Annotated in this window: 19 protein-coding genes and 1 pseudogene; 10 read left to right on the top strand and 10 right to left on the bottom strand. The window is 63.5% G+C overall.

The window, feature by feature from the left end:
• Positions 1–38: 38 nt before the first annotated feature.
• From BQ8794_RS32260 to BQ8794_RS32245, 4 genes and pseudogenes are all read right to left on the bottom strand, one after another.
• Positions 39–887: a DUF1194 domain-containing protein gene (locus BQ8794_RS32260; protein ID WP_077383669.1), complete on the bottom strand. Its 849-nt coding sequence runs from the start codon at positions 885–887 to the stop codon at positions 39–41.
• Between the two features lie 213 nt (positions 888–1,100).
• Positions 1,101–3,662, bottom strand: coding sequence for a GcvT family protein (locus BQ8794_RS32255; protein ID WP_077383667.1), 2,562 nt, complete (start codon positions 3,660–3,662; stop codon positions 1,101–1,103).
• A 235-nt stretch (positions 3,663–3,897) separates the two neighbouring features.
• Positions 3,898–4,596 (bottom strand): annotated as a pseudogene (locus BQ8794_RS32250) (hypothetical protein); the annotation flags it as partial.
• 66 nt (positions 4,597–4,662) lie between these two features.
• A complete protein-coding gene (locus BQ8794_RS32245; protein WP_023798910.1) occupies positions 4,663–4,926 on the bottom strand; it encodes a hypothetical protein in 264 nt (87 codons plus the stop codon).
• 184 nt (positions 4,927–5,110) lie between these two features.
• Between BQ8794_RS32245 and BQ8794_RS32240 the strand changes: the two genes are divergently transcribed.
• Positions 5,111–5,542, top strand: coding sequence for a hypothetical protein (locus tag BQ8794_RS32240; RefSeq protein WP_077383665.1), 432 nt, complete (start codon positions 5,111–5,113; stop codon positions 5,540–5,542).
• Between the two features lie 39 nt (positions 5,543–5,581).
• Here the strand turns inward: BQ8794_RS32240 and BQ8794_RS32235 are convergent, their stop codons facing one another.
• The gene (locus BQ8794_RS32235; RefSeq protein ID WP_077383663.1) at positions 5,582–8,071 is read right to left on the bottom strand and encodes a mechanosensitive ion channel family protein; all 2,490 of its coding nucleotides are present in this window, start codon (positions 8,069–8,071) and stop codon (positions 5,582–5,584) included.
• Positions 8,072–8,290: 219 nt separating this feature from the next.
• Between BQ8794_RS32235 and BQ8794_RS32230 the strand changes: the two genes are divergently transcribed.
• The 4 genes from BQ8794_RS32230 to BQ8794_RS32215 all read left to right on the top strand — a co-directional run bounded on the left by BQ8794_RS32230 (position 8,291) and on the right by BQ8794_RS32215 (position 13,534).
• Positions 8,291–9,550 (top strand): sarcosine oxidase subunit beta, encoded by a 1,260-nt coding sequence (locus tag BQ8794_RS32230; RefSeq protein ID WP_077383661.1) that lies wholly within the window; start codon positions 8,291–8,293, stop codon positions 9,548–9,550.
• A gap of 87 nt (positions 9,551–9,637) precedes the next feature.
• Positions 9,638–9,934: a sarcosine oxidase subunit delta gene (locus BQ8794_RS32225; RefSeq protein WP_077383659.1), complete on the top strand. Its 297-nt coding sequence runs from the start codon at positions 9,638–9,640 to the stop codon at positions 9,932–9,934.
• Complete coding sequence (locus BQ8794_RS32220; RefSeq protein WP_077383657.1) at positions 9,931–12,954, top strand: sarcosine oxidase subunit alpha; 3,024 nt, start codon at positions 9,931–9,933, stop codon at positions 12,952–12,954. The genes BQ8794_RS32225 and BQ8794_RS32220 overlap by 4 nt, the downstream gene beginning before the upstream one ends.
• Positions 12,947–13,534 carry a sarcosine oxidase subunit gamma gene (locus BQ8794_RS32215; protein ID WP_077383655.1) on the top strand — a complete coding sequence of 196 codons (588 nt, stop codon included), beginning with the start codon at positions 12,947–12,949 and terminating at the stop codon, positions 13,532–13,534. Before BQ8794_RS32220 ends, BQ8794_RS32215 begins: the two co-directional genes overlap by 8 nt.
• A 36-nt stretch (positions 13,535–13,570) precedes the next feature.
• On the opposite strand, the gene BQ8794_RS32210 is transcribed toward BQ8794_RS32215, so the two are convergent.
• Positions 13,571–14,275 (bottom strand): nitroreductase, encoded by a 705-nt coding sequence (locus BQ8794_RS32210; protein ID WP_143744807.1) that lies wholly within the window; start codon positions 14,273–14,275, stop codon positions 13,571–13,573.
• A 311-nt stretch (positions 14,276–14,586) separates the two neighbouring features.
• On the opposite strand from BQ8794_RS32210, the gene BQ8794_RS32205 reads away from it, so the two are divergent.
• The 5 genes from BQ8794_RS32205 to BQ8794_RS32185 are packed head-to-tail and all read left to right on the top strand — an operon-like array spanning position 14,587 to position 22,177.
• Positions 14,587–15,174: a helix-turn-helix domain-containing protein gene (locus BQ8794_RS32205; RefSeq protein ID WP_077383652.1), complete on the top strand. Its 588-nt coding sequence runs from the start codon at positions 14,587–14,589 to the stop codon at positions 15,172–15,174.
• A 16-nt stretch (positions 15,175–15,190) separates the two neighbouring features.
• Positions 15,191–17,644 carry a GcvT family protein gene (locus tag BQ8794_RS32200; protein WP_077383650.1) on the top strand — a complete coding sequence of 818 codons (2,454 nt, stop codon included), beginning with the start codon at positions 15,191–15,193 and terminating at the stop codon, positions 17,642–17,644.
• Complete coding sequence (locus BQ8794_RS32195; RefSeq protein ID WP_077383648.1) at positions 17,641–18,540, top strand: homocysteine S-methyltransferase family protein; 900 nt, start codon at positions 17,641–17,643, stop codon at positions 18,538–18,540. The genes BQ8794_RS32200 and BQ8794_RS32195 overlap by 4 nt, the downstream gene beginning before the upstream one ends.
• Complete coding sequence (locus BQ8794_RS32190; RefSeq protein ID WP_077383646.1) at positions 18,540–19,721, top strand: pyridoxal phosphate-dependent aminotransferase; 1,182 nt, start codon at positions 18,540–18,542, stop codon at positions 19,719–19,721. Before BQ8794_RS32195 ends, BQ8794_RS32190 begins: the two co-directional genes overlap by 1 nt.
• Positions 19,718–22,177: a GcvT family protein gene (locus tag BQ8794_RS32185; protein ID WP_077383644.1), complete on the top strand. Its 2,460-nt coding sequence runs from the start codon at positions 19,718–19,720 to the stop codon at positions 22,175–22,177. The genes BQ8794_RS32190 and BQ8794_RS32185 overlap by 4 nt, the downstream gene beginning before the upstream one ends.
• Before the next feature lies 1 nt (position 22,178).
• On the opposite strand, the gene BQ8794_RS32180 is transcribed toward BQ8794_RS32185, so the two are convergent.
• Genes BQ8794_RS32180 through BQ8794_RS32165 form a run of 4 tightly spaced genes read right to left on the bottom strand, consistent with a single transcriptional unit; the run spans position 22,179 to position 26,105 of the window.
• A complete protein-coding gene (locus tag BQ8794_RS32180) occupies positions 22,179–22,766 on the bottom strand; it encodes an NAD(P)H-dependent oxidoreductase (RefSeq protein ID WP_077383642.1) in 588 nt (195 codons plus the stop codon).
• Positions 22,766–23,347, bottom strand: coding sequence for an NAD(P)H-dependent oxidoreductase (locus tag BQ8794_RS32175; RefSeq protein WP_077383641.1), 582 nt, complete (start codon positions 23,345–23,347; stop codon positions 22,766–22,768). Before BQ8794_RS32175 ends, BQ8794_RS32180 begins: the two co-directional genes overlap by 1 nt.
• A gap of 47 nt (positions 23,348–23,394) precedes the next feature.
• Complete coding sequence (locus tag BQ8794_RS32170) at positions 23,395–24,795, bottom strand: FAD-binding oxidoreductase (protein WP_425293604.1); 1,401 nt, start codon at positions 24,793–24,795, stop codon at positions 23,395–23,397.
• Positions 24,792–26,105, bottom strand: a complete 1,314-nt coding sequence (locus tag BQ8794_RS32165; RefSeq protein WP_425293603.1) for a cytosine deaminase — start codon at positions 26,103–26,105, stop codon at positions 24,792–24,794. Before BQ8794_RS32165 ends, BQ8794_RS32170 begins: the two co-directional genes overlap by 4 nt.
• Between the last annotated feature and the right edge of the window lie 138 nt (positions 26,106–26,243).

The following is a 26,243-nucleotide window of genomic DNA, read 5'->3' as shown; positions in this document are numbered from 1 at the left end:
ATCTAGCACGCATACCTCTGGCGGGGAGCGCTTGAAATCTAGCGGCTGTCGAACATCCAGCTTCGGTCGCGCCACATTTTCTCGCCGACCTGGCAGTCTGTTGCCGGCTTGTCTTGCGCCAGCACCACCGGCGGATGTGCCGCTTCTTCCACCGCCCATTGCGGTGACGCAGGCCCGGCAAGCTCAAGCACCAGCTTGCGGCGGATCGCTTCGGGAAACTGCGTCCACTCATTGACCGGGATCATGAACGCGCCGGGCCCGCCGATGACGCAGTCGGTGTAATAGCGGTCGAGATAGTTGACGTCGTAGACGCTGGTGAAGCCGCCCCGGGTCATCAGCGGCAGGCCGTTGATGGTGATGCCTTGCCTGACCAGTTCGTCACGGATGACATCGACGGGGGCACCTTGATTGTTGGGGCCATCGCCTGAAATGTCGATGACGCGCTTGACGCCCTGAAAGCCGCTTTCGGCGAAGAGATCGCTGCTGAATTGCAAGGCTCCGGAAATCGAGGTGCGCCGTGCGCTGTTGGGCGCATGGGCGGAGAGCTGTTCGACCACCCGCTCGGCGTCGCCACGATTGGCAATCACCGTCCACGGCACGATGACGTGCTGCCATGTCGTGCCGGCCCATTCGACATAGGTGACGGCAATCTTGCCGTAGGCGCCGTCGGCGATGGCCTGCAGTACCGTGTCATGCATCAGCGCCGCGACATAGCCGCGACGCTGGATTTCAAGTTCGGCCGGCGACATCGACAGCGAAACGTCGACGGCAAGCACCAGTTCAACATCGACCGGTTCGGCGGCGCGGGATTCCGGCGCCTGGACGAACGTCAGCGCCAGCACGGCGGCGCATGAGAGGAGATGTCCTGCGCGGGGAAAAGCAGACATGCCGCAAGGTAAGCGAAAATCGTCGCCCCACAAAGCGAAAAGCCCGGCGCCGGACTAATGCATGTCGCCCAAAGGCGCAGCGGGGTTGGGTAACGACACGCATAGAAACAAGAACTTAAAGCGCGTCGCATGACTCCCGTCAGGCGCGACTCGCTTTAAGTCCTTGCATTCACGTTTTTGCGAGCCCGCCGTTCACCCTCTATAGTGGGAGGCTCAGCTGCGTGGATTGAGGTTCTCCGGGTCGTAGAGCGGCCTGTAGCCGACGGCGGCCACTTCGACCGGGTATGTCTCGCCGAAATATTCGACATCCAGCTTGCGGCCCTCCTGGCAATACGCCCACGGCAGATAGGCGAGCGCAATGTTCTTGCCGATGGTCGGGCCGTAGGCGACCGAGGTCGTGAAGGATCGGCGGCCGAGTTCGTCGACCAGCGTCTCGCCCGTTTGCGGGTCCATCACCGGCATCGCGCCGACGGGATAACGGGCAACGCCGTTGGAATCGACATTATCCGTCATGACAAGCGTGCAAAGCATGGCCGGCTGATGCGCGCGGGCGCGATAGTCCAGATGCCTTGCCTTGCCGCTGAAATCGGCCTCCTTGACCTTTGGGCGGGCGAGATCGGCCTCCAGCAAATTGTACTCGGTCAAAAGATCCGCATTCTGCAGGCGCAGGCTCTTCTCCATGCGGCGGCTGTTGGCATAGGTCTCGACGCCAAAAGCCATCACGCCGGTCGAACGCAAAGCATCCCATACGGCCAGGCCGTCTTCGTATCGCATATGCAGTTCCCAGCCCTGCTCGCCGACATAGGAGATGCGGAAAGCGGTCACGTCCTTGCCGGCGATCCTGACAGGCTTGATTGCGGCAAAGGGGAAATTCTCCGGCTTCAGGCCGTCCGGGTCTTCCACGACCTTGCTCAATGTTGCCCGGGCGTTTGGGCCCCAGATGCCGACGGTCACGTAGTTATCGGTCACATCGGTGATGGCGACATCGAACCCTTTGTCTTCTGCCGTCCGCCGCATGTAGTGGAAGTCGCGCGGGCCGGCATCGGCGCCGTCGATGACGCGGCAGCGGTCGGCCATGCGGATGACGGTCAGGTCCGCCCGCACCATGCCCTCATCGTCGAGGAAGTGGGTATAAATGCCTTTGCCGATATTGCCGTCGCCGCCGATCCTGGCCGCGCACAGCCATTCCATCAGCGCGACATGATCCGGGCCTTCCACGTCATACATCGCGAAATGCGACAGGTTGACGATGCCGCAATCCTCGCTCATGGCGAGATGCTCGGCATTGGAGACGCGCCAGAAATGGCGGTTGTCCCACTCGTTTTCGCGCACCGGCACCCGGTTGCCGTATTTCTCGAGCAGGTGCTCGTTGGCGGCATAGCCATGGGCGCGCTCCCAGCCGCCGAGTTCCATGAAATAGCCACCGAGTTCCTTCTCACGCTCCCAGAAGGGCGAGCGGCGCACGTCGCGAGCCTTGGAGAACGGCTCGCGCGGATGGACGGCCGGATTGTAGACCTTCATCGCGGTTTCGGTGCAGCGGTCCCAGATGAACTGCTCTTGCGTCTGGTGCGGATAGAAGCGCGAATAGTCGATGGCGTGGTGGTCGATCGACGTCCTGCCGTCCGTCATCCAGTCGGCGATGAGCTTGCCCATGCCGGGGCCGTCCTTGACCCAGATCGCGACGGCATACCAGAGGCCCCGCACCTTTTGGCTCTCGCCCATGGAGGGGCCGCCGTCTGCCGTCACCTGCAGAAGCCCGTTGAAGGAATGGCTCTCATTGTAGCCCAGTTCGCCCAGGATCGGCGTCAACTCCATGGCGCGCTCGAGCGGGGCCAGGATCTGTTCCATGTCGAGGTCGCGCTGCGAGGGCGAAAGACGGGCCTGGTCCTTCTCCAGAAGGTCGCGCGGATGGCAAAGGCGCGGATTGGTCTCTTCGTAATAGCCCCACTCGATCTGCCCGCCTTCGGCGGTCTTGGGATCGCCGGTGTCGCGCATGTAAGCCGAGTTGCCCTGATCACGCAGCAGCGGCCAGCCGATCTCCTTGCCGGTGCCGGCGAACTCGGTATAGGGCCCGAAGAAGGTGAGCGGATGATCGATCGGCATGACCGGCAAGTCCTCGCCCACCATCTCCGCGATCAACCGGCCCCAGATACCTGCGCAAACGATCACATAGTCGGCTTCGATGGTGCCGCGATCGGTCACCACGCCCTTGATGCGACCGTTCTCGACGATAAGCGACCTGGCCGGCGTGTTGGCGAAGGATTTAAGTTTTCCGGAGGCTTCCGCCTGGTCGACCAGCTTGCCGGCGACCGTTTGCGAGCGCGGGATGACGAGACCGGCATCGGGATCCCACAGGCCGCCCTGCACCATCTCTTCTTCGATCAGCGGGAATCTCTGCTTGATCTCGGCCGGTTCGATCAGGCGGGCACGCGTGCCGAAAGCCTTTGCCGAGGCGATCTTGCGCTTGATCTCCGCCATGCGGGCGTCATCGCCGACGCGGGCAACCTCAAGGCCGCCGATGCGGGCGTAATGACCCATCTTTTCGTAGAAATCGATGGAGTAGAGCGTCGTCCAGCAGGACAGGAAATCATGGCTGGTGGTGTAGCAGAAGTCGGAAGCATGCGCTGTCGAGCCGATATCGGTCGGGATCCCTGACTTGTCGATGCCGACGATGTCGTCCCATCCGCGCTCGATCAGGTGATGGGCGACCGATGCGCCGACAATACCGCCCAGCCCGACGATGACGACCTTCGCCTTTTCCGGAAACCCTGCCATTGCCCGCGACTCCAAAAGTGCTGCTGCCGGCGCCAGGCGCCCGCTTGATCGGCGCACAATATGCAGCCGACGGCCATCGTGCTACCGCCTGTTTGCGACACACTGCAGGTGCGGCGCGACCCCGGCGCATGACCCCGAAAAATCGGAACCGATTTTCGCTAGGATCATGCGCAGAAACTGGTCTGAGACCAGCTGCCTCAAGGGAAAATGATGCGCGCCAGGCTGGAGACGGAACTTATGGTTTATCTCCTGGAACGAAGTGCAACACTGCGGGGCGACGCCCTTTGATGCTCGCCCACAGCGCCATGAACGGGCCGGCGAGCAGCAGGTACGGCGGGATCAGATTGGGAAAATAGATGCGGGTGTCGCGGATCGGGAAGACGGTAAACTTCGCCAGCACGCCGAACACCAATGCCGCAAACAGGATGCCGGCACGGCGGTCGAGCTTGAAGCCGGCGCGGCTGGCCGCATACCACCCGCCAGCGCCAGCACCGAAATGCCCACCCAGCTGTTCAGGCTGACGGCGCGGACCAGGAAGACGGCAAAAGCCCGGAGATAGGCGGCAGCCGAGAACGGCGGATCGAAGCCGTCCATATTGTGGTGCTGCTCGACGCTGGAGAACCACAGATGCGGCCACCAGCCCGGGATGCTGCGCCCAGTGCGAGCTGGCGAAATAGGCGACCAAGGAAGCGGCAAAGCCGGCCAGCGCGCCCCACGCCTTCTGCCGGTAGCCGACCAGCAGCACGGCGAAGATGGCGAGGAAGACGATGCTGTCGGGCCGCGCCATGAAGGCGAGAAAGAGCAGGATCGCCGCCGCCACCTCGCGACCGCGCACATACGCAAAAAGCCCGCCGAGGAACAGCACCGAGCACAGCAGATCCGGCGTCGCGGCCCGCGTCGCGTCGCCGAATTCGGCCACCATCAGCACCGCGCCGGCGAACCATAAAAGGCCGGGCATTTGCCCGGCCTTCGAAAAACAGTCGTTAACGTTTTGACGCGGTTACTTGATACGGGCGACGCCGCCTGAGATTTCGATCGTTTCCGAACCGGTCAGCGCCTCGAGGTCGCCATTCGGCATGGTAACGAAACAGCCGGTCGGGCAGAATTCCGCGGTTTCGCCGGCGGCCAGCGCCAGCTCCGTCTTGCCACCGCCTTCGGTCACGACGAGTGTGCGGGTCTCGGCGTCCTTGTTGGTCGCGCTGGCGGCGAAGGCTGAACCGCCCACGGCAAGAAAAGCGATGGCGGCGACGAGAGACTTCCACATTTGCAGTATCGGTGTTTCCACCGCCTCTGTTGCATTTCGCAAGGCATTCTCGCCCTTTGCACGTGAGCTTATATGAGATGCCAGCTGAACGGCAACTGAATGCCGCATTCATGCCGCAATTGGTTTTCGGAACGTTCAGCCGAAGCGCCGTGTCGTTCCACAGCAGTGTTGGGAATTGAAATAGATGAATGGCAAAAAGCCTTATCCATACCCGCCGCACACCAACCGTGAACTGGAGATGATGCTTGCGGGGGCCAAGCCCTTTGCGATGTTCGCCCACGAGCGCGTGGACGGCTTTGAAAAATCCGATGCATTGGCCAATCAGGACTTCGCGACCCATGTTGCAAATGGAACGCTGTCCGAGCATCTCCGAACTTTCGAAGCAAAAGGACCGGGAGGAACCCGGCTCAACATCGACTATTATTTCTACGCCCACGAGGGCGAAGCATGGAGAGTGGAAGCCTTTTCGCTGCTTCTCGAGCTTCTACACCGCGGCGCCTGGTGCCCGCAGTTGGAATGGCTATCGGGAAAGCTCCTCGGATACACTGACGAGCAGAACCGGCATCACCTCTCAAGAACCTATCCGTCAGATCAACTCGATCACATAAACTTCTAGGGTGATCCGCCTTCCACGCTCTTGCTTGGATCTCAGCCTTCAATCGGGATCCGGCTTGCGGGTCTTGCGCCCGGATCTAGCCAGGCGTTTCGTCTCGGCCGCGGCTTCAGCCGCCGCGCGCTCCTGCTCGGCGAAATCGACTTCGATCTTGTCGTCATCGATCGGCCACGCCTCATGCTTCTTGGTCTCGACGACGGCGCGCGGCGCCGATGGAATTTCGATATGCTGATCGGCGAACTCATCGAGGACGGCAAACCGGATGTCGTTCTGCACGATGTTGCCGTTCATCACGTCGGCCAGGAACACGCGGATTTCGAATTCGAGAGCGGCCGGCCCGAAATTGGTGAACAGCACGAAGGGTTCCGGATTTTTCAGCACCAGCGGATGGCCGCGCGCAATCTCCAAAAGGACAGCATGGGCCTGCTTGACGTCGCTGCCGTAGGCGACGCCGACCTTAATGTCGATGCGACCGAGCTTGTTGCGGTGCGTCCAGTTGCCGACGGCATTGTTGATCAGGTTTGAATTGGGCAGGATCACCGACTGCCGCTGGAACGTCTCGATCTCGGTAGCGCGCACGCTGATCTTCTTGACCGTGCCGCTGATCTCACCGGCGACGATCCAGTCGCCGACCTTGAACGGCCGCTCGGCCAAAAGGATCAGACCGGAGACGAAGTTGGAGACGACATTTTGCAGGCCAAAGCCGATACCGAGCGACAGGGCGCCCGCGACAAGCGCCAGATTGGAGAGATCGATCCCCGCCGCCGAGACGCCGACGAGTGCTGCGAGCGCCACGCCGGCATAGCCGACCGCCAGCCGGATCGAGTTGCGCACGCCGGTATCGACCTTGCCGCGCGCCATCACCGAGCCGTCGAGCCAGCCCTGGAACCAGCGCGTCAGGAAATAGCCGATAATGAAGACAATGATGCCGGTCAGGATGCCGGTCACCGAGATCGTCACCGAGCCGATGGTGAGGTCCGTCGCCAGCTTGTAGCCCCAGGCCTGGATGTCGCCAGGCTGGAAGCCCCACATCAACAGAATCAGCGGCAGGAACACCAGCACGATCATCAGGTTGATGGCGACGCTGACGACCAGGCCGAGTTGGTCGAGCGCCGACTCCTCATAACTGGAATTGGTCGATAGCCAGCGCCCGATCGATGTGTTGGCAAAACCGCCTTCCTCGCTGATCGCCCGCGCCGACAGGAAGCCGATATAGGCAGTGACCAGAATGGTGCCGGTGACCACGACTTGCAGCGAGACGAAGATGGCAAGGCCGATATAGCCGAGCAGCGCAGTGGCAATGGTGAAAAGGCCGATCGCGACTGCCGTGTAGCGCAGCCACGCCGGCCAGGGGCGCCAGCTTCCGTCGGTGGCCTTGAACGGCTTCAGCAGCCCCATCAGGATCAGGATGACGCCGACGATGATGGTGGCGACAAAACTTCTGGCGATGGTCAGCGACAGCGGCGAGCCCATCTTGTCGTTGACGACCGACAGGAAATTGTTGACGCCGATCACCACAGCCATGGCGGTCGTCAGCCGCACCAGCCAGCGCGCCGGACCCGATTCAACGGGGATGAGCCGCCAGTTCGGCAGCCGCGGCTCCAGCGCCGCATTGGCCAGTCGGTTGACACAGAACACCACCGCGATGACCCCAACCAGCGCATTCAGGAAAACGCCAATGTCACCGCGCAACACGTTGTAATAGTTGAAAAAGAACACGGTCGAGACCAGGAAGACGCCGACCGCCAGCGTCGGCAGCAACGTCGACCAGAACGCCACCGACAACCGGCTGAGATAGGACGGATCTTCGACCGAAGGGTCCGCTTCGAAGACACGCCCGAACAGACGCCGCCCACCGACAAAAAGCACCGCCGCCAGGGAGAGCGCCGTCAAGGTCGCGGCCAGCACGGCCTGGAACTTGAACTTGAAGACGAAGGCCAGCCACGATGACACCGCCTTGTAGAAGCCGGTAAATTCACCGTTGGCGTCGGAAATGACCTCGGGGCTCAACGCGTCGGACAGCACGTAGCGCTTGGTGAGCAGGTTGCGAAACAGCTCGCTGCGCATATTGCCGATTTTGGCAATGAGGCCGCTGATGCGGATCGACAGGTTTTGCGCCGCGGCGATGACAGCATTGATCTCAGCCTTTTCGGACGCCAGCACCTGGCGTTCGCTGGTCACGATCTCGGGTTCGGGCGGCTGGCCCGCGGCCGGCGGCGCCCCGATCTGATCGAGCCTTGCGTTGATCTCCGAAAGGCGCGGGCGGAAGGCAAGCGCGCTGTTCAGCGCACCTCGCGACATTTCCTCGAGCTGCAGGCGGATATCGACAAGACTGGCGTCGTCGTCGCCGTCCTCCTGGATTTTCTTTTCGAGATTGTCGGTCCTTGTCGTCAGGTCCTGCAGGATTTTCTGCTGGTCGGCGACCACTCCAGAGGCAGCCTGCTCAAGCCCCTGCGCCGCAGCATCAAGCGACAGCGGCGCCGAGGCGACGATCGCCAGGACCAGAACGAAGCGGAGTAGTCGGAAAAGCATGATCGTTTGGCGACTCACAGGTGGTAAGGCGTTCTAAAGCTCGCCCTTGATAAAGACGCTCATACCGGGGAGCAAGCCGTCCCGCCCCTGCCCGCCGATTTCGGAGTCGGCCAGTCGAAAAGCGATGGCGCAATATTGGCTTTGCGGCAGCGGCCTGCTCTATAATGTGCCGCATCGCCCAAAACGGCTGACGAAAAGCCAGAACGGACAACAAAAAGAATGGCGGAATATTCGGCCTTCTCGCTTCTCAAAAATGCGCTGACCGGCAACAAGGACTGGAAACCGGCCTGGCGCAAGCCGGACCCGAAGGCGTCCTACGACGTGATCGTCATCGGCGGCGGCGGCCATGGCCTGTCGACCGCCTATTATCTCGCCAAGGAGCACGGCATCACCAACGTCGCGGTGCTGGAAAAGGGCTGGCTCGGCTCCGGCAATGTCGGCCGCAACACGACGGCCGTGCGCTCCAACTACCTGCTGCCTGCCAACACGCGCTTCTACGAACATTCGATGAAGCTGTGGGAGAACCTGTCGCACGATCTCAACTACAACGTCATGTTCTCGCAGCGCGGCTGCCTCAACCTCGCGCACACGCCCGCCCAGCTCGACGATTTTGCCCGCCGCGGCAACGCCATGCGCCATCTCGACGTCGACGCCGAGTTGATGACCACGGCCGAGATCGCGCGCCTGGTGCCGGCGCTGGACGTCTCCGCCACGGCGCGCTTCCCAATCGTCGGCGGCCTGATGCAGCGGCGCGCCGGCACCGCCCGCCACGATGCCGTCGCCTGGGGCTATGCGCGCGGCGCCGACCGTCGCGGCGTCGACATCATCGAGAATTGCGAGGTCACCGGCTTCCTGCGCGACGGCGACCGCATATCAGGCGTCTCGACGTCGCGCGGAGAGATCCGCGCCAGGAAGGTGGCGGTCGCGGTGGCCGGCAGCACCGGGCAAGTCATGCGGCTCGCCGGCATCGATACGATGCCGATCGAGAGCCACGTGCTGCAGGCCTTCGTGACGGAATCGCTGAAGCCGTTCATCAACACGGTCCTGACTTTCGGCATGGGCCATTTCTACATGTCGCAGTCGGACAAGGGCGGCCTTGTCTATGGCGGCGATCTCGACGGCTACAACAGCTACGCCCAGCGCGGCAGTTTGCCTGTTGTCGACGAGGTGATGAGCGAGATGCTGGCGCTTTTTCCCGGTCTCGCCCGCGTTCGTATGCTGCGCTCCTGGGGCGGCGTCTGCGACATGTCGATGGACGGTTCTCCCATCATCACCACCGGCCCGCTGCCGGGCATGTATCTCAACTGCGGCTGGTGCTACGGCGGCTTCAAGGCGACGCCGGCCTCCGGCTGGTGCTTTGCCTGGACCATCGCCAAGGATGAACCGCATGACATCAACGCGCCCTTCACGCTGGATCGCTTCCATCGCGGCCTGGTGATCGACGACAAGGGCCAGGGCGCAACGCCGCGGCTGCATTAGACCATGATCCCGAACCGTAGGCCGGCGTAACAAAGAGTGGAACCGGTTTTCGGCCAAAATCATGGTCAAACGAGAAGATACAATCGCATGCTGATTACCTGCCCCTATTGCGGCCCGCGCGACGTCATCGAGTTCACCTATCAGGGCGACGGCAACCGCGAGCGCCCTCAGCCTGCCTCGCAGGACCTCGATGCCTGGAACGCCTATGTCTATGACCGGTTGAACCTGGCGGGTGACCACAACGAGATCTGGCAGCATTCCGGCGGCTGCCGCGCCCATCTCAGGGTCGTGCGCAACACGCTGACACACGAGATCTCCAGCGTCGCGTTCACGCGCGGCGACCACAAAGTCGCTGCTCGGCACAAGGCGGAGGGCAAGATATGAGCCCGCGCCGCACCGATGCCGGTGGCCGGATCGACCGGCTGCGAACCATCCGGTTCACCTTCGACGGCGCGCCTTGCACCGGCCATGCCGGCGACACGCTTGCCTCAGCGCTGCTGGCCAATGGCGTCACCCTGTTCGGGCGCTCGTTCAAGTACCACCGTCCCCGCGGCGTGCTGACATCAGGCGTCGAGGAACCGAACGCCCTGGTGACGGTGTTGCGGGGCGAGGTTCGCGAGCCGAACATCGCCGCGACCATGGTCGAGATCTATGATGGGCTGACCGCCGTCAGCCAGAACCGCTTTCCATCCCTGGCCTGGGACGTCAGCGCCGCCAACCAGCTCGGCGGCAAGCTTCTGTCCGCCGGCTTCTATTACAAGACCTTCATGGGACCCGCGATCGGCCCGCTAAAGAGCACGCGTTTCTGGATGCTGTGCGAGCATTTCATCCGCCGCGCCGCCGGTCTCGGCCGCGCCGGGATCGCTGCCGACACGGCGCGTTACGAGCGCATGAACGCCTTCTGCGATGTGCTGGTGGTCGGTTCCGGTCCGGCCGGGCTGATGGCCGCCAGGGCAGCAGCCGATCAGGGCGCGCGTGTCATCCTCAGCGAGCTCGAACCGCATCTCGGCGGCTCGGCCAACTGGTCGGGCGAGACGATCGACGGCATGCCCGGGGCCGACTGGGCAGCGCGAGCCGCCGGCCAGCTCGAAGGCTATGACAATGTCCGCCTGCTGCCGCGCACCACGGTCTGGGGCTATTACGACGGCAACGTGCTTGCCGCGCTCGAACGGGTTACCGACCACAAGGAGAAACCCGGCAAGGGCGAACCGCGGCATCGCTACTGGACCATTCGCGCCAAGTCGGTGGTGCTGGCCACCGGCTCGTTGGAGCGGCCCCTGGTGTTTCCAGGCAACGATCGGCCGGGTGTGATGCTGGCCCATGCCGCCGAGCGCTACGCCAACGAGTACGGCGTGCTGCCGGGCCACAGGATCGCGCTGTTCACCAACAATGACAGCGCGTATCGCTCCGCCCTGGCGCTGAAGAAGGCCGGTGCGGCGATTGTCGCCATCGTCGACGTGCGGCCGGAGCTTTCGAGCGAGATGCGCGAGCTCGGCGATGAAGCGGAAGCCAAGATCCTTTTCGGTCACGCCGTGGTCGCCACCGAAGGCGGCAAGGCGCTGTCCGGCATCAAGGTGCAGCGCTTCGACATGGTCAACGGCGCGCTTGCCGGCGAGGCGCGCAGCATTCAAGCCGACTGCCTGCTGATGTCGGGAGGCTGGTCGCCGACCATCCATCTGGCCAGCCAGGCCGGCGCCAAGGCGGAATGGAATGCCGCCAGACAGGCCTTCCTGCCACCGAAGCCAACCCAGCAATCGCCAACCCAGCGATGGCCAACCCAGCGATGGATTGGCGCCGGCGCTTTCACCGGCAGCTTTTCCACCGCCGAGGCAATCGCCGAAGGCCGCGCCGCCGGCCTTTCCGCGGCGGGTGGAACGGGTACGCCAGCGGCCCTGCCAGTCGTCGAAGCCGCACCCGGCGATCCCGATCCGGCGCCGGTGTTCGAGATCAGGGCTGATGGAAAAAGCTTCGTCGATTTCCAGCACGACGTAACGGCGGAGGATGTGCGGCTTGCGCATCGCGAAGGCTTCGTCTCGGTCGAGCACCTGAAGCGCTACACCACGCTCGGCATGGCGACCGACCAGGGCAAGAGCTCCAACATACCCGGCCTCGCCATCATGGCAGAGGCGCTGGGCAAGCCGATTCCCGAAGTCGGCACGACACGCTTTCGCCCACCTTTTTCGGCCGTGTCGATCGGCTCACTCGCCGCGGAGCGTTTCGGCGACCTGAGGCCCGAACGGCTGACGCCGATGCATGACTGGCATGTCGCCAACGGCGCGACCATGTATTCAGCCGGCCTCTGGTATCGCCCGATGATCTATGGCCATCCCGGCGAGACGATCGAGCAGGCCTATGTGCGCGAAGCCAGGGCGACGCGCGAGAGCGCCGGCATCGTCGATGTCTCGACGCTGGGCAAGATCGCCGTGCAGGGCCCGGACGCGGCGGAATTCCTCGACCGGGTTTACACCAACATGTTCTCGACATTGGCCGTCGGCAAGGCCCGCTACGGGCTGATGCTGCGCGAGGACGGCCTCGCCTTCGACGACGGCACGACGTGGCGGCTCGGCGAACAGGACTTCCTGATGACCACCACCACCGCCAATGCCGGCAAGGTGATGCAGCATCTGGAGTATTTCCTCGACGTCATCTGGCCGGAGCTGAAGGTCCATGTCACCTCGGTGACCGACGAATGGGCGGGTGCGGCGATCGGCGGGCCAAAGGCGCGAGCCATTCTTGCTGCTTGCGTCACCGGTACCGCCGTCGACAACGCAACCCTGCCTTTCATGGGCATCGTGCACGGCAAGATATCAGGCGTGCCGGTGATGATCTGCCGGCTTTCCTTCTCCGGCGAAATGGCCTTCGAAGTCTACTCCGGCGCAGGCTACGCCGCCCATGTCTGGGAAGCCTTGATCGAAGCCGGCAAGCCGTTCGGACTGGTGACTTACGGGCTTGAGGCGCTTGGCACGTTGCGCATCGAGAAAGGCCACGTCACCGGCGCCGAGATCGACGGCCGCACCACCGCACGAGACCTGCATCTCGACTGGATGCTGTCCAGGAAGAAGCCCTTCATCGGCTCGGCGATGATGGACCGCGAGGGCCCGATCGCGCCCGGCCGGCTGGAACTCGTCGGCCTGGTTTCGCTGGACAACCAGCCGCTCAACGGCGGTGCGCACATCGTCGAAGCGCTTGACGAAGCCAATCCGCACGATTCCATCGGCCACATCACCGCTTGCTGTTATTCGCCGGCGCTCGGCAGGTATATCGCGCTCGCTTTGGTCAAGGATGGCAAGGCACGGCGCGGCACGCGCGCCCATATCTCCGATCCCCTGCGCAACCGGTTCGGCCCGGTCGAGATCGTCTCCAACCACTTCTTTGATCCGGACGGGAGCCGCATGCATGGTTGAGCGCCAATCACCGCTTGAACTGGAGCTGCGCGCCGGCTCGCATGGCGATTTCGAACACGGCATCGAAGTCATCCTCTCCGAAACCAGGCCGGGATCGATCCTGCAACTCGCTGCCTGGCCGGGCCAGGAGAAGGCGTTGATAGCAGGCATTCGCGCCGTTACCGGCCTTGCTTTGCCCGATGGCGCCGGCGCCGGCAGCACCGGCGGTGTGAGGTCGGTGTTCGGTTTTGCGCCGGGCAAATTCACCGTGGTCGACGAGGCCGAGGGCCTGGCATCGGCCTTTGCCAATGTCGTCACCCCGGCGATCGGCACGGTGACCGACCTGTCGCACGGCCGCACCGCGATCCGCATCGCCGGACCGAAGGCCGAATGGGTGCTGGCAAAGTTCTTCGCCATCGACTTCGCGCTGCCGGCCTTCCCGGTCGGTGCCGGCCGCTCGACCATGCATCATGACGTCTTCGCCCAGATCCAGCGCACCGGCGCCGACCAGTTCGACATCTATGTATTCCGCTCGTTTGCGCGCTCGTTCTGGAAGGCGCTCTGTCACGCCAGCGAGGAAGTCGGCTACGAAGTGCAATAGACCGACGCCGCGCGTCGTCACCTCATTGGGCGCCCCTCATTTGGCGAACGTCACCCACTCTTCCAGCGGCGCGCGATCGGTGCGGAACGCGTTTTCGGGCTTGGATGTATCCTCACGGCCGAGTGCCATGCCGCAGACGACGATCTCCTCGTCGGGAATGTTGAGCACCGGCCTGATCTGCTTGTGATAGGGTGCAAAGGCCGCCTGCGGGCAGGTGTGCAGGCCCCTGCCCCGCGCCGCCACCATGATGTTCTGCAGGAACATGCCGTAATCGATCCACGACCCCTTGTTCAGCCGCCGGTCGACGGTGAAGATCATGCCGACCGGCGCGTCGAAGAAGACGAAGTTGCGGTCGTGCTGCGCGCGCATCCTGTCGACCTCACGCCGGCCGATGCCGAGCACGCTGTAGAGGCCGAAGCCGTTGGCCCGCCGCCGGGTCAGATAGGGTTCGAAGAACTGGTCGGGATAGTAGCGATACTCGTCCCACTCGGCCTTTTCGGCACGGATACCGGAGCTGAGGATGGCGTCGCTGATTCGTTGCTTGACCTCGCCCTTGGTCACGTAGACCCGCCAGGGCTGCATGTTGGTGCCCGAAGGCGCCCGCGCGGCAACGGCGAGGATGGCGCGGATCGTCTCATCGTCGACCATGTCGGGCAGAAAGGCCCGCACCGAACGGCGCGACGTGATCGCCTCGTCGACGATCGCCGCGCCATCCGTAATCTTAGTCCTGTTTTCCAGCATGGGCGTCCCTTTGCGCGTGACCCGAAAACCGGAATCGATTCCGGAAAGGATCATACGCCGTCTAGAAATGAGAGAGCACCATTGCGGTCCAATTTGACGCGTGGCGCTCTAACGCAGCCTCGACCGGGCGCCCTCACTCGCCGTTCGTGGCCGAGCCTTTGCCTGAACCGTCAAAATGGCGCAAGCAAATCTTGTGGCCTCATGAAAATTCTCTTGATTTTTTCACAAACCTGACCCCTGATGAAATTTGCCCTCAGTTTTTCACCAAGGGGGATTTTTCACCCAGAGAGATTTTCACCGAGAAAAAAGCTTTGTCCTCAACCGCTGTCAGATCGGATCAGGAAAATCTCGAACGGCTGCTGGCCGGCGACATCAGGGCGCTGCGCAGGGCGCGCGGGCTGACGCTTGCCGAGACCGGCCTGAAGCTCGGCCGCTCGGTCGGCTGGGTCAGTCAGGTCGAGCGCGGCCTGTCGATACCATCGCTTAGCGATCTCAGGGCCTTCGCGGAATTGTTCGGCGTGCCGGTCAGCCTGTTCTTCAGTCACGACGTGCCCGTCGAGAACGAGCGCGGCGTGGTCGTGCGCGCCGGCAGCCGCCGCACGCTTGGCACAAGCGATTCCGGCCTGGTGGAGGAGCTTCTTTCGCCCGATCTCGGCGGTAGCTTCGAGATGCTGCGTTCGGTCTTCGCGCCGGGTGCTGAACTGAAGACCGAAGCCCGCCGGCCGACGGAGGAAGCCGGATATGTCGCTTCCGGCAGCTTCGACATCGAGATATCAGGCGTCTGGCACCGGCTTGGCGAAGGCGACTCCTTTCGCTTCGACGGCAAGCCGTTCCGCTGGCGCAATCCCGGTGCGGAGCCGGCGGTGGTCATCTGGGTGGTTTCGCCACCTGTCTATTGAAGATCTGGAGAAGACTATGGCCGGTTTGCCGACCACGGCACGTGTGGTGATCATCGGAGGCGGTGTCGTCGGCGCCTCCTCGCTCTACCATCTCGCCAAGGCGGGCTGGACCGACTGCGTCCTCCTGGAAAAGAACGAGCTCACCTCCGGCTCGACCTGGCATGCGGCCGGCAACGTGCCGACCTTCTCCTCGTCATGGTCGCTGATGAACATGCAGCGCTATTCGACCGAGCTCTATCGCGGGCTGGCCGACGCGGTCGGCTACCCCATGAACTACCACGTCACCGGCTCGCTCAGGCTGGCCCATTCGGCCGAGCGCATGCAGGAGTTCCAGCGCGCCAAGGGCATGGGCCGCTACCAGGGCATGGACATCGATGTGGTCGGGCTCGACGAGATCAAGCGCCGTTATCCGTTCATCGAAACGCATGAGCTGAAGGGCGCCCTTTACGATCCGAGCGACGGCGACATCGACCCGGCGCAGCTGACCCAGGCCCTGGCCAAGGGCGCCCGCGACCTGGGTGCGAAGATCATTCGCTTCTGTCCGGTCACCGGCGTGCGCCGCGACAAGGACGAGTGGCTGGTCGAGACCGCGCAGGGCGAGATCCACTGCGAGATCGTCGTCAACGCCGCCGGCTACCGTGCAGCAGAAGTCGGCAGGATGTTCGGCCGCGACGTGCCGATGATGGTGATGAGCCATCAATATATCCTGTTCGAGGAAATCCCCGAACTGGCCGCGTGGTCGAAGGAGCAAGGCAAGAAACTGCCGCTGCTGCGCGACGTCGACACCTCCTACTATCTGCGCCAGGAAAAGAACGGCATGAATCTCGGCCCCTATGAGCGCAATTGCCGTGCCCATTGGGTCGGCCACAACGATCCGATGCCAGACGATTTTTCGTTCCAGCTGCTCCCCGACGATCTCGACCGGCTCGAGGACTATCTGGCCGATGCCGTCGCCCGCGTGCCGATTCTCGGCACCGCCGGCCTGTCCAAGGTCATCAACGGTCCGATCCCCTACGCGCCGGATGGCAACCCGCTGATCGGCCCGATGCCCGGCGTGCCGAACGCTTTCGAGGCCTGCGTCTTCACTTTCGGCATCGCCCAGGGCGGCGGCGCCGGCAAGGTGCTGGCCGAATGGGTGACTGAGGGCCAGACCGAATGGGACATGTGGTCCTGCGATCCGCGCCGTTTCACCAGCTTTGCCTCGGCCGCGGATTACTGCGTCGCCAAGGGCATGGAGATCTACGGCAACGAATATGCCATCCAGTTCCCGCGTCATGCCTGGCCGGCTGGGCGCGACCGCAAACTGTCGCCGATCCATGATCGCATCAAGGCGCTCGGCGCTTGCTTCGACGCCTATAATGGCTGGGAGCGCGCCACCTGGTACGCGCAAGCCGGCGACGATGTTTCGGAAGCCGCGACGCTGACCTTCCGCCGCGACGGGCCCTGGCAGCATCGCGTCCGCGAAGAATGCCTCGCCGTGCGCGACGCCGCAGGCATTTTGGATCTGCCCGGTTTTTCCCGCTTCAATCTCAATGGCCCTGGTGCTGCCGAATGGCTGAGCCAACAAGTCACCGGCCTGGTGCCGAAACCCGGCCGCATCGGCCTCGTCTATTTTGCCGACGACAAGGGCCGCATCGTCACCGAAATGTCTGTCGTTCGCCACGATGAGGATTTGATGACGCTGATCACCGCCGCGGTGGCGCAATGGCACGATTTCGAATGGCTGAAATGGCGCATGCCGAAGGACGCCTCGTTCAAGCTGGTCGACCGGACCGAAGAATTCTCAACGCAGATCCTCGCCGGGCCCAATTCGCGAAAAATCCTCGCCGATGTCTGCGCCGCCGACCTTGCTCTGCCCTGGCTGACGCACCAGGAGACGACAATTGCCGGCCGTTGGGCAAAGTTGGTGCGTGTGTCCTTCGCCGGCGAACTCGGCTGGGAAATCCACAGCAAGATCGACGACACCGCCGCCATCTTCGACGCCGTCTGGGCGGCCGGGCAAAAGCATGGCCTGAAGCCGTTCGGCATGTACGCGCTGGATTCACTGCGGCTTGAAAAATCCTATCGCGCCTGGAAAGGCGACCTGTCGACCGACTATTCGATCCTGCAGGGTGGGCTGGAGCGTTTCGTGAAATGGGACAAGCCGGATTTCCGTGGCAAGGCGGCGCTGCAAAACGAGAAGCAGCAGGGCGTCAAGAAGCGCTTTGTCACGCTGGTCGTCGAAAACCCCGGCGACTGCGACGCGCCAACCATGTCGACGCTGTGGCATGACGGCCGGATCGTCGGCGAGACGACGTCCGGCGGCTGGGGTCATCGCGTCGACAAGTCGATCGCGCTCGGCATGCTGCGCGCCGACCTGACTGAGCCGGGAACTGCGGTCGAGGTCGAGATCTTCGGCGAGCGCTTCAAGGCGGTCGTGCAGAAGGACGAACCGCTATGGGATCCCAACAACGAGAGGTTGCGCGCATGAATTCAGTCATTCTCACCGACGGCGGCATGGGCCAGGAACTGGTCCGCCGCAGCAGCTCCGATCCCACCCCGCTATGGTCGGCCAGGGTGCTGATCGACGAACCGGACCTGGTGCGCGACCTGCACGCGGAATTCATTCGGGCCGGCGCCCGTGTCATCACCATCAACACCTACTCCGCAACCCCCGAGCGGCTGGCGCGCGAAGGCGCGGAAGAGCTGTTCAAGCCGCTGCAGAAGCGCGGCATAGAACTGGCAAGGCAAGCTCGCGACCAGGCCGGCGACGCGGCGATCGCCGGCTGCCTGTCGCCCCTGTTCGGCAGCTACGCACCGGCACTGACGATATCCTTCGAGGATACGCTCGACATCTACCGCCGCATCGTTGCCGAGCAGGCCGACGGCGTCGATCTGTTCCTGTGCGAGACCATGGCGTCGGCCGAGGAAGCGCGCGCGGCGGTCACCGCCGCGTCGGAAAGCGGTAAGCCGGTGTGGGTGTCGTGGACGCTCGCCGATCACCGCGCACCACGGCTGCGCAGCGGCGAAACCATAGCGGCGGCGTCGAGCGCTCTCGACGGCCTGCCGGTCGCAGCCAGGCTGATCAATTGCTGCCGGCCCGAAGCGATCGCTGCAGCGCTGCCCGAAATGATCGCTCTCGGCGGGCCGGTTGGCGCCTATGCCAACGGCTTCACCTCGGTCGAGGCGCTCAAGCATGGCGGCACAGTGGAAGTGCTGCACGCCCGCCACGACCTCGATCCGGATGCCTATGCCGACCAGGCGGTCGGCTGGGTCGAGGCCGGCGCTGACATCGTCGGCGGCTGCTGCGAAGTCGGGCCGCCCCATATCGCCGCCCTGCGCGACCGGCTCGAACAGGCCGGCTACACAATTTCGGGAGTAGCATAATGCCCAGACCGTCATCGCGCATTTCCGGCATCGTGCCTTCCGGCAAGGACGGCTGGGAGGTCCATTTCGCCGCCTGGACGCGCAAGCAGGCTGGCGAGGACATCATCATGCTGTCGGTCGGCGACCATGATTTCGACACGCCGGCGCAGACGATCGAAGCCTGCGTCGCGGCGGTTCGCGCCAGCAATCACCACTATACCCCGCTTGCCGGCATTCCGCGCCTGCGCCAGGCCATGGCGGCGGCCTCGACCGCCTGCACCGGCGTTAGGACCAACCCCGACCAGGTCATCGCCACGGCGGGCGGCCAGGCAGCGCTGTATGCGGCGGTGCAGGCCGTTCTCGACCAGGGCGACCATGCCATCGTGGTCGCGCCCTATTACGCGACCTACCCCAACACCTTCAGTGCAGCGGGCGCCGATTTCACCGTGGTCGAGACACCGGCCGAGGATGGTTTTCAGCCGCGCGCCGCCGACATTCGCGCAGCACTTCGGCCGAACACCCGCGCCATCCTCATCAACACGCCGAACAACCCGACGGGTGCTGTCTATTCGCGCCAGCGGCTGGAAGAGCTGGCGCAGATCTGCCGGGAACATGACCTCTGGCTGCTGTCGGACGAGGTCTATTGGACGCTGGGCGGCGGCGAGCACGTCTCGCCGCGTTCGCTGCCCGGCATGGCGGAACGCACGCTGGTCATCAATTCCATGTCGAAGAGCCACGGCATGACCGGCTGGCGCATGGGCTGGCTGACCGGGCCCGGACAGATGATCTCGCTGCTGACCAACCTCAATCTGGTGACCACCTACGGCCTGCCGGCGTTCATCAGCCTCGCTTGCGCCGAGGCGCTCGAAAACGGCTACGGCGTCAAGCAGATCGCCGAACGCTATGCGGCACGGCGCAGCGTTGTCCTCGATGCCATGCGCGGCATGAACAACGTCACCGTGCGCGGCTCCGAAGGCGGCATGTATGTCATGCTAGACATCTCGGCTCTCGAGCCCGACGACGAGAAATTCGCCTGGGCTCTGCTCGACAAGGAAAAGGTCGGCGTGATGCCCGGCTCGAGCTTCGGCGAGGCCGCCGCCGGCCATATTCGCGTCAGCCTCTGCCAGCCAGAGGCGGTGCTTCTGGAAGCAACCCTTCGGCTGCGCCGCTTCGCGTCCAGCTACCGCCGCGTGGCCGCATGACCGCCCCGTCTCCCAAAACCATTCCTCCCAAGGCAAGGGCCGTTATCATCGGCGGCGGTGTTTCAGGCTGCTCGGTCGCTTACCATCTGGCCAAGCTCGGCTGGACCGACATCGTGCTGCTCGAGCGCAAGCAGCTGACATCGGGCACGACATGGCATGCCGCCGGTCTGATCGGCCAGTTGCGCGGTTCGCAGAACATGACACGGCTGGCGAAATATTCGGCCGACCTCTACGTCAAGCTGGAGGCCGAGACCGATGTCGGGACCGGCATGCGCCAGGTCGGTTCGATCACCGTGGCGCTGACCGAGGAACGCAAGCACGAGATTTATAGGCAGGCGTCGCTCGCCCGCGCGCTCGATATCGACGTGCGCGAGATTTCGCCAAACGAAGTCAAGCAGATGTACCCGCATCTTAATGTTTCCGATGTGGTCGGCGCCGTGCATCTGCCGCTCGACGGCCAATGCGACCCGGCCAATATCGCCATGGCGCTGGCCAAGGGTGCGCGCCAGCGCGGTGCGACGATCGTCGAGAATGCAAAGGTCACCAAGGTTCACACCAGGGATGGCCGCGTCACCGGCGTTTCCTGGGCGCAGGGCGACGAGCAAGGCATGATCGAGGCCGATGTCGTCGTCAATTGCGCCGGCATGTGGGCACGCGAGTTTGGCGCCCAGAACGGCGTCAGCATCCCGCTACATGCCTGCGAGCATTTTTATCTCGTCACCGAACCGATCCCCGGCCTGACCCGGCTGCCGGTGCTGCGCGTGCCGGACGAGTGCGCCTACTATAAGGAAGATGCGGGCAAGATGATGCTCGGCGCCTTCGAGCCGGTGGCCAAGCCGTGGGGGATGGACGGCATAAGCGAAGATTTCTGCTTCGACCAGTTGCCCGAGGATTTCGAACATTTCGAGCCGATCCTCGAAATGGGCGTCAACCGCATGCCAATGCTGGCCAGCGCCGGCATCCACACCTTCTTCAACGGCCCCGAGAGTTTTACGCCTGATGACCGCTACTATCTCGGCGAGGCGCCGGAGCTGTCCGGCTACTGGATGGCGACCGGCTATAACTCCATCGGCATCGTCTCCTCAGGCGGCGCCGGCATGGCCCTGGCGCAATGGATCAATGATGGCGAAGCACCCTTCGATCTTTGGGAGGTCGACATCCGCCGCGCCCAGCCGTTCCAAAAGAACCGCCGCTATCTCAGAGAGCGCGTCTCCGAGACGCTCGGCCTGCTCTATGCCGACCATTTTCCCTACCGGCAGATGGCGACCTCTCGGAACATCAGGCGCTCCCCGCTCCATGAACATCTGAAGGCACGCGGCGCGGTGTTCGGCGAGGTTGCCGGCTGGGAGCGGGCCAACTGGTTCGCGCGTGAGGACCAGGAGCGCGAGTATCGCTATTCCTGGAAACGGCAGAACTGGTTCGACAACCAGCGCGATGAACATCTGGCGGTCCGCAACGGCGTAGGCCTGTTCGACATGACCTCGTTCGGCAAGATCCGTGTCGAGGGCCGCGATGCCTGCGCCTTCCTGCAGAGGCTTTGCGCCAACGACATGGACGTGGCGCCGGGCAAGATCGTCTACACCCAGATGCTCAACCGGCGCGGTGGCATCGAGAGCGACCTTACCGTCTCGCGGCTGTCTGAAACCACCTTTTTCCTCGTCGTACCGGGCGCCACGCTGCAGCGTGATCTCGCCTGGTTAAGAAAACACCTCGCCGATGAATTCGTCGTCATCACCGAGGTGACCGCTACTGAGGCCGTGCTCTGCCTGATGGGCCCGGATTCGAGGAAGCTCATTCAAAAGCTGAGCCCGAACGATTTCTCCAACGCAACCAATCCGTTCGGGACGTTTCAGGAGATTGAAATCGGCATGGGGCTGGCCCGCGCCCATCGCGTCACCTATGTCGGCGAACTGGGCTGGGAGCTTTATGTCTCGTCCGACCAGGCCGCACACGTGTTCGAGGCGATCGAGGATGCCGGCGCCGATGTCGGCCTGAAGCTTTGCGGCCTGCACACGCTGGATTCCTGCCGCATCGAAAAGGCCTTCCGGCATTTCGGCCACGACATCACCGACGAGGACAATGTGCTGGAGGCAGGCCTGGGCTTCGCAGTAAAGACTGCCAAGGGCGATTTCCTTGGCCGCGATGCCGTGCTGAGAAAAAAAGAAACCGGATTGAACCGGCGGCTGGTGCAGTTCCGCCTGAAAGACACGCAACCTCTGCTCTTCCACAATGAGGCGGTCCTGCGCGACGGCAAGATTGTCGGCCCGATCACCTCGGGCAATTACGGCCATCATCTCGGCGGCGCCGTCGGCCTCGGCTATGTGCCTTGCCAAGGCGAGAGCGAGGCGGATGTGCTGTCGTCTTCCTACGAGATCGAGATCGCCGGCGAGCGCTTCGCCGCGGAAGTGTCGCTGAAGCCGATGTATGATCCGAAGGCGGAACGGGTGCGGATGTAGCTCAAAACCGCTCCAGCTTCGTTCGCACTTTCTCCAGAAACGCCGCCCTCGTCTTCGCTGTCGACGCATCCATCAGGTAGTGCGCCAGAAAGAACGTCCTGCAGCGGGTGGCGCAAAGCGCCCGCATGCCGCGCAGGATCGTCTTGCGTCCCGGCTGGCCGACGACAACGCTCCACCAGGTCGGTGCGCCGCATGTCGTGATCACCCCGATCTTCGTCACATGCCTCACCAGCGACTGGATCCGGCCGTTGCCCACCGGTAGCCGGAAGGCGACATCGGTCGCCCAGACCCGGTCGAGCCAGCCCTTCAGCATCGCCGGCAGCCCATACCACCATGTCGGATAGATGAAGAGGATTGCCTGGGCCCAGTTGAGATTTTCGATATGCGACTTGAGCGCCGGATCCTGCGGGGCGTGCTCATTGTAGGAGCGTCGCTCGTCGCAGCCCATGACCGGATCGAAATTCTCCGCATAGAGGTCGAGCAGCCGCACCTCCCAGCCTCTCGCCTTCAGCACCTCGGTGGCACTATCGCGGATCGCGGCGCAAAAGCTTTCCGGGACCGGATGGCAATAAACCACCAGGACCCGCATCAGAAGGCATCCATGCTGGCGGCGACTTTCGCCGAAAATCTCTTCCGCGTTTCATCGGTCGACAGGTTCATCGAATAATGCGCGAGATAGGACACGGAGGCACCTGGCTTGACCGTAGCGCGCAACACACGCTTGACCAGCTTGCGCGGCGGGTCGCCCATCAGCATGGCGTGGAGCCGGCTGCCGCCATAGGTGGTGACCGCCGCCAGCTTGCGGATGTTGTGCAGCGACGGCTGCACCTTGCCATTGACCAGCTTGAACGAGACGCCGGGCAGGAAGACGCGGTCGAAAAAGCCTTTCAGGATCGCCGGATAGCCGTAGTTCCACACCGGAAACGACAGCACCAGCGCCTCTACCCGCAGCAGGCGCTCGACATAGGGCGCTGCCGGATCACCGGCGCCGCGCTCGTCGTGATAACCGAGCCGCTCGGTCCGTGTCAGCCGCGGGTCGAAATCCTCGGCATAGAGATCGCAGTCGTCGACGGCGTGACCGGCGGCCGTCAGCCGCTCGACGATCGTCCGGTGCAAACCGGCGTTGAAGCTGGTTTCGACCGGGTGAGCGTAGAGCACGAGGATGTTCACCGAAGTCCTCGCAGGTCAGCGCGACAGCACCGTACGCTCGTCATCGTTCATTCCGCCTTCTGCAACCCCTTGAACAGGAACGACTTGCCAGAGCGATAGTCGTACTCAGGGTTTTCCCAGGCGATCATCTTGCCGGGATTGAGCAGCCCTTGCGGATCGGTCTCGCGCTTGAAGGCGAGCTGCACCTCGTCCGTCTGCTTCATGCCGCCCTCTTCCAGCGTGTAGCGGTGCGGATTGAAGACCCAGCAGCCATTGTCCTCATGGATGCGGATGATCTCGTCGAGCCGCTCGGCTGTGGTGAAGCGGACCAACGGCAGTCCGGCGACGCCGATCGCGCCGTCGAAGCGAATGAATTCGAGATGAACCGGCACCTCGTCGCCGAAGCGGTCGATCATCGCCTTGACGTAAGCGAGGTGATCCGGCGAGGGATAGCGGGTCTGCAGATAGGTAATCGTCGGGTCGACCCTGATGGCGCGCAGCGTCGTGTGGTTCCAGGTCAGCTCATAGGCCGGCGGCAAACCCCTAAGATCGGCCTCCTTGTCGGCGCGAAAGACGATCTCGCCCCTGCTGCGCGCCGTGAGGGCGACAAAGGCGTCCATCGCATGCGGCGCGATCATGCAGACGACGATGCTTTGCTCGCGCCGGAAGAATTTCTGGTGCCGCTTGAAATAGTCGTAAGGGATCGGCGCGGCGATCGGCGTGATCAGCTTCGCCAGGATGCCGTCCTGAATGGCGAGATCGTTGCCGAAGCCGGCCGCATCCATGAAATCGTCGAAGCCGACGATGACGTCGATCCAGTCGTAGGACGCGGTCAACGGCATCTCGACCTCGGTGATGATGCCGTTGGTGCCGTAGGCATGCATCACCTTCAGCACCTCCTCGCCGGTAAGACCCATGATGCGAGGCTCCGCCTCCATGGTCACGGTCTTGAGCCGGATGACATTGCCGAGGTCGCGCAGCCCGCCCCAGCGAATCGAGCCGATGCCGCCCGAGCCGCCGGCAACGAATCCGCCGATCGAAGCGGTGTTGTAGGTCGATGGCGACATCCGAAGCTCCTGGCCGGAATGGGCGCGCGTCGCCCTGTCGATGTCGGCGAGGACGGCACCGGGACCGGTCACGACACGGCCGGGCGCGATCGTCTTGACTGCGTTCATCTCGGCGAGATTGAGCACGACGCCGCCGGACAAGGGCATCGCCTGACCGTAATTGCCGGTGCCGCTGCCGCGTGGCGTCACCGGAATGCCATGCCGGTGGCAAGCGGCAAGCACGCGGATCACCTCTTCTTCGGTCTTTGGCGTCACGATCAGGTCGCCGGTGACATGGTCGAGCTGTTGCTTCAGCACCGGGCTGTACCAGTAGAAATCGCGGCTCTTCTGCTGAATGATCGCCGGATGATCGTCGATCTTCAGACCGTCGAGGTCGCGCTTCAGTGCCGAAATGTCCATCATCGCACCATCAGATCGTCGAGTTCGGCATAGTCGGGCAATTGGCGTTCGATGGCGCGACCATCACGCACCACGATGCGATCCGATTCGGGCCGCGACAGCAATTCCGTCCAGCTCCGTCCCCTAAAGACGACGAAATCGGCAGCGCCGCCGGCGGCAAGCGTGCCAAAACCGTCGAGCCGCATCACCTTGGCCGGCGTCGAAGTCACCGCTTGCGGCCAGTCGCCGACCGGGTGATCGAAATGCAGGATACGCGTTGCCATGCGATAGACCTCCAGCATGTCGAGATCGCCATAGGCGTAGAACGGATCGCGGGTGTTGTCGGAGGCGACGGCGACTGGAATGCCGCGCGCCTTCATCTCGTGCAGCAGCGTCACGCCACGCCAGCGCGGCGTGGTCTTGTCGCCGCGCCGGTCCTGCAGATAGAGATTGCACATCGGCAGCGACACCACGGCGAGCCCCGCCTTCGCCACCTTGTCCAGCGTGTCGAGCACGTCGAGATCGGGCTGGCGTGCCAGCGAGCAGCAGTGGCCGACGAGGATGTTTCCCTCAAACCCGTTCCACAGGGCCGCCTCGGCGATCTTCTTCAGCGAGATCGCCGAGGTATCGTCGGTCTCGTCGGCATGAAAATCCAGGTCGAGGCCATGCTTGATCGCCTGCGCGAAAACCCGATCGAGAAGCTCTTCCAGGTCCGGCAGCATATAGGTGACGACGCCGAGCACACCGTTGGCCGCGGCGACGCGTTTGGCCAGTCCCTCGAACCATTTCTTGTCGCGCACGCCTTCGATGCCGAGCAGGCAAGCGGCCTGCAGCTCGATGCGGCCACGCCATTTTTCCCGCACCGTCTCGAACACCGGCCAGGAGATCTCCTCCTGCGGTGCGACGCTGTCGAGGTGGGTGCGCAAAGCCCTTGTGCCGTGCGCGTAGGCGCAACGCAGCGAAAAATCCATGCGGCGAGCGACGTCCTCGGCGCTCCAGCGGGCAACGCGGTCGGCGCCGGTGGCGTTCAGCGCGCCCATGAAGGTGCCGTCCGGATTGGGTTTTCGAGGCCAGATATGGCCTTTGTCGATATGGGAGTGGCAGTCGACGAAGCATGGCACGACGATACGGCCGCCGAGGTCGAGGGCGCCGGCGGGCGAATTGGAACGGCCGCGCGCGGTAATGCTGGAGATTTTGCCGTCGACGACGGCGATGTCGGCGAGCGCGAAGCCGTCTGCATCGAAGGCTACGGAGAGTCCCGGCGTAAGTGATGCGTGAAGCCGGACGTTGGAAAGTACGAATTGGCCGGTTTCGGGGATAATTTCTGAGGTCATCGCTGCCCCCCATCTGCCTGCCGGCATCTTCTCCCCGTGAACTGGGAGAAGGGGGCTGACGGCAGCCTTGGCGCTCGTTCTGCGACGCTGGTGGTTGGCGAAACCGTCGATGAAAGCGCCCTTCTCCCCGTCTCTATA

Origin of the sequence: Mesorhizobium prunaredense, from assembly GCF_900156895.1 — a bacterium.
Classification (GTDB): Bacteria; Pseudomonadota; Alphaproteobacteria; order Rhizobiales; family Rhizobiaceae; genus Mesorhizobium; species Mesorhizobium prunaredense.
The sequence above is the reverse complement of the archived record's forward strand: the minus strand, read 5'-3'. Positions and strand labels throughout refer to the sequence as shown.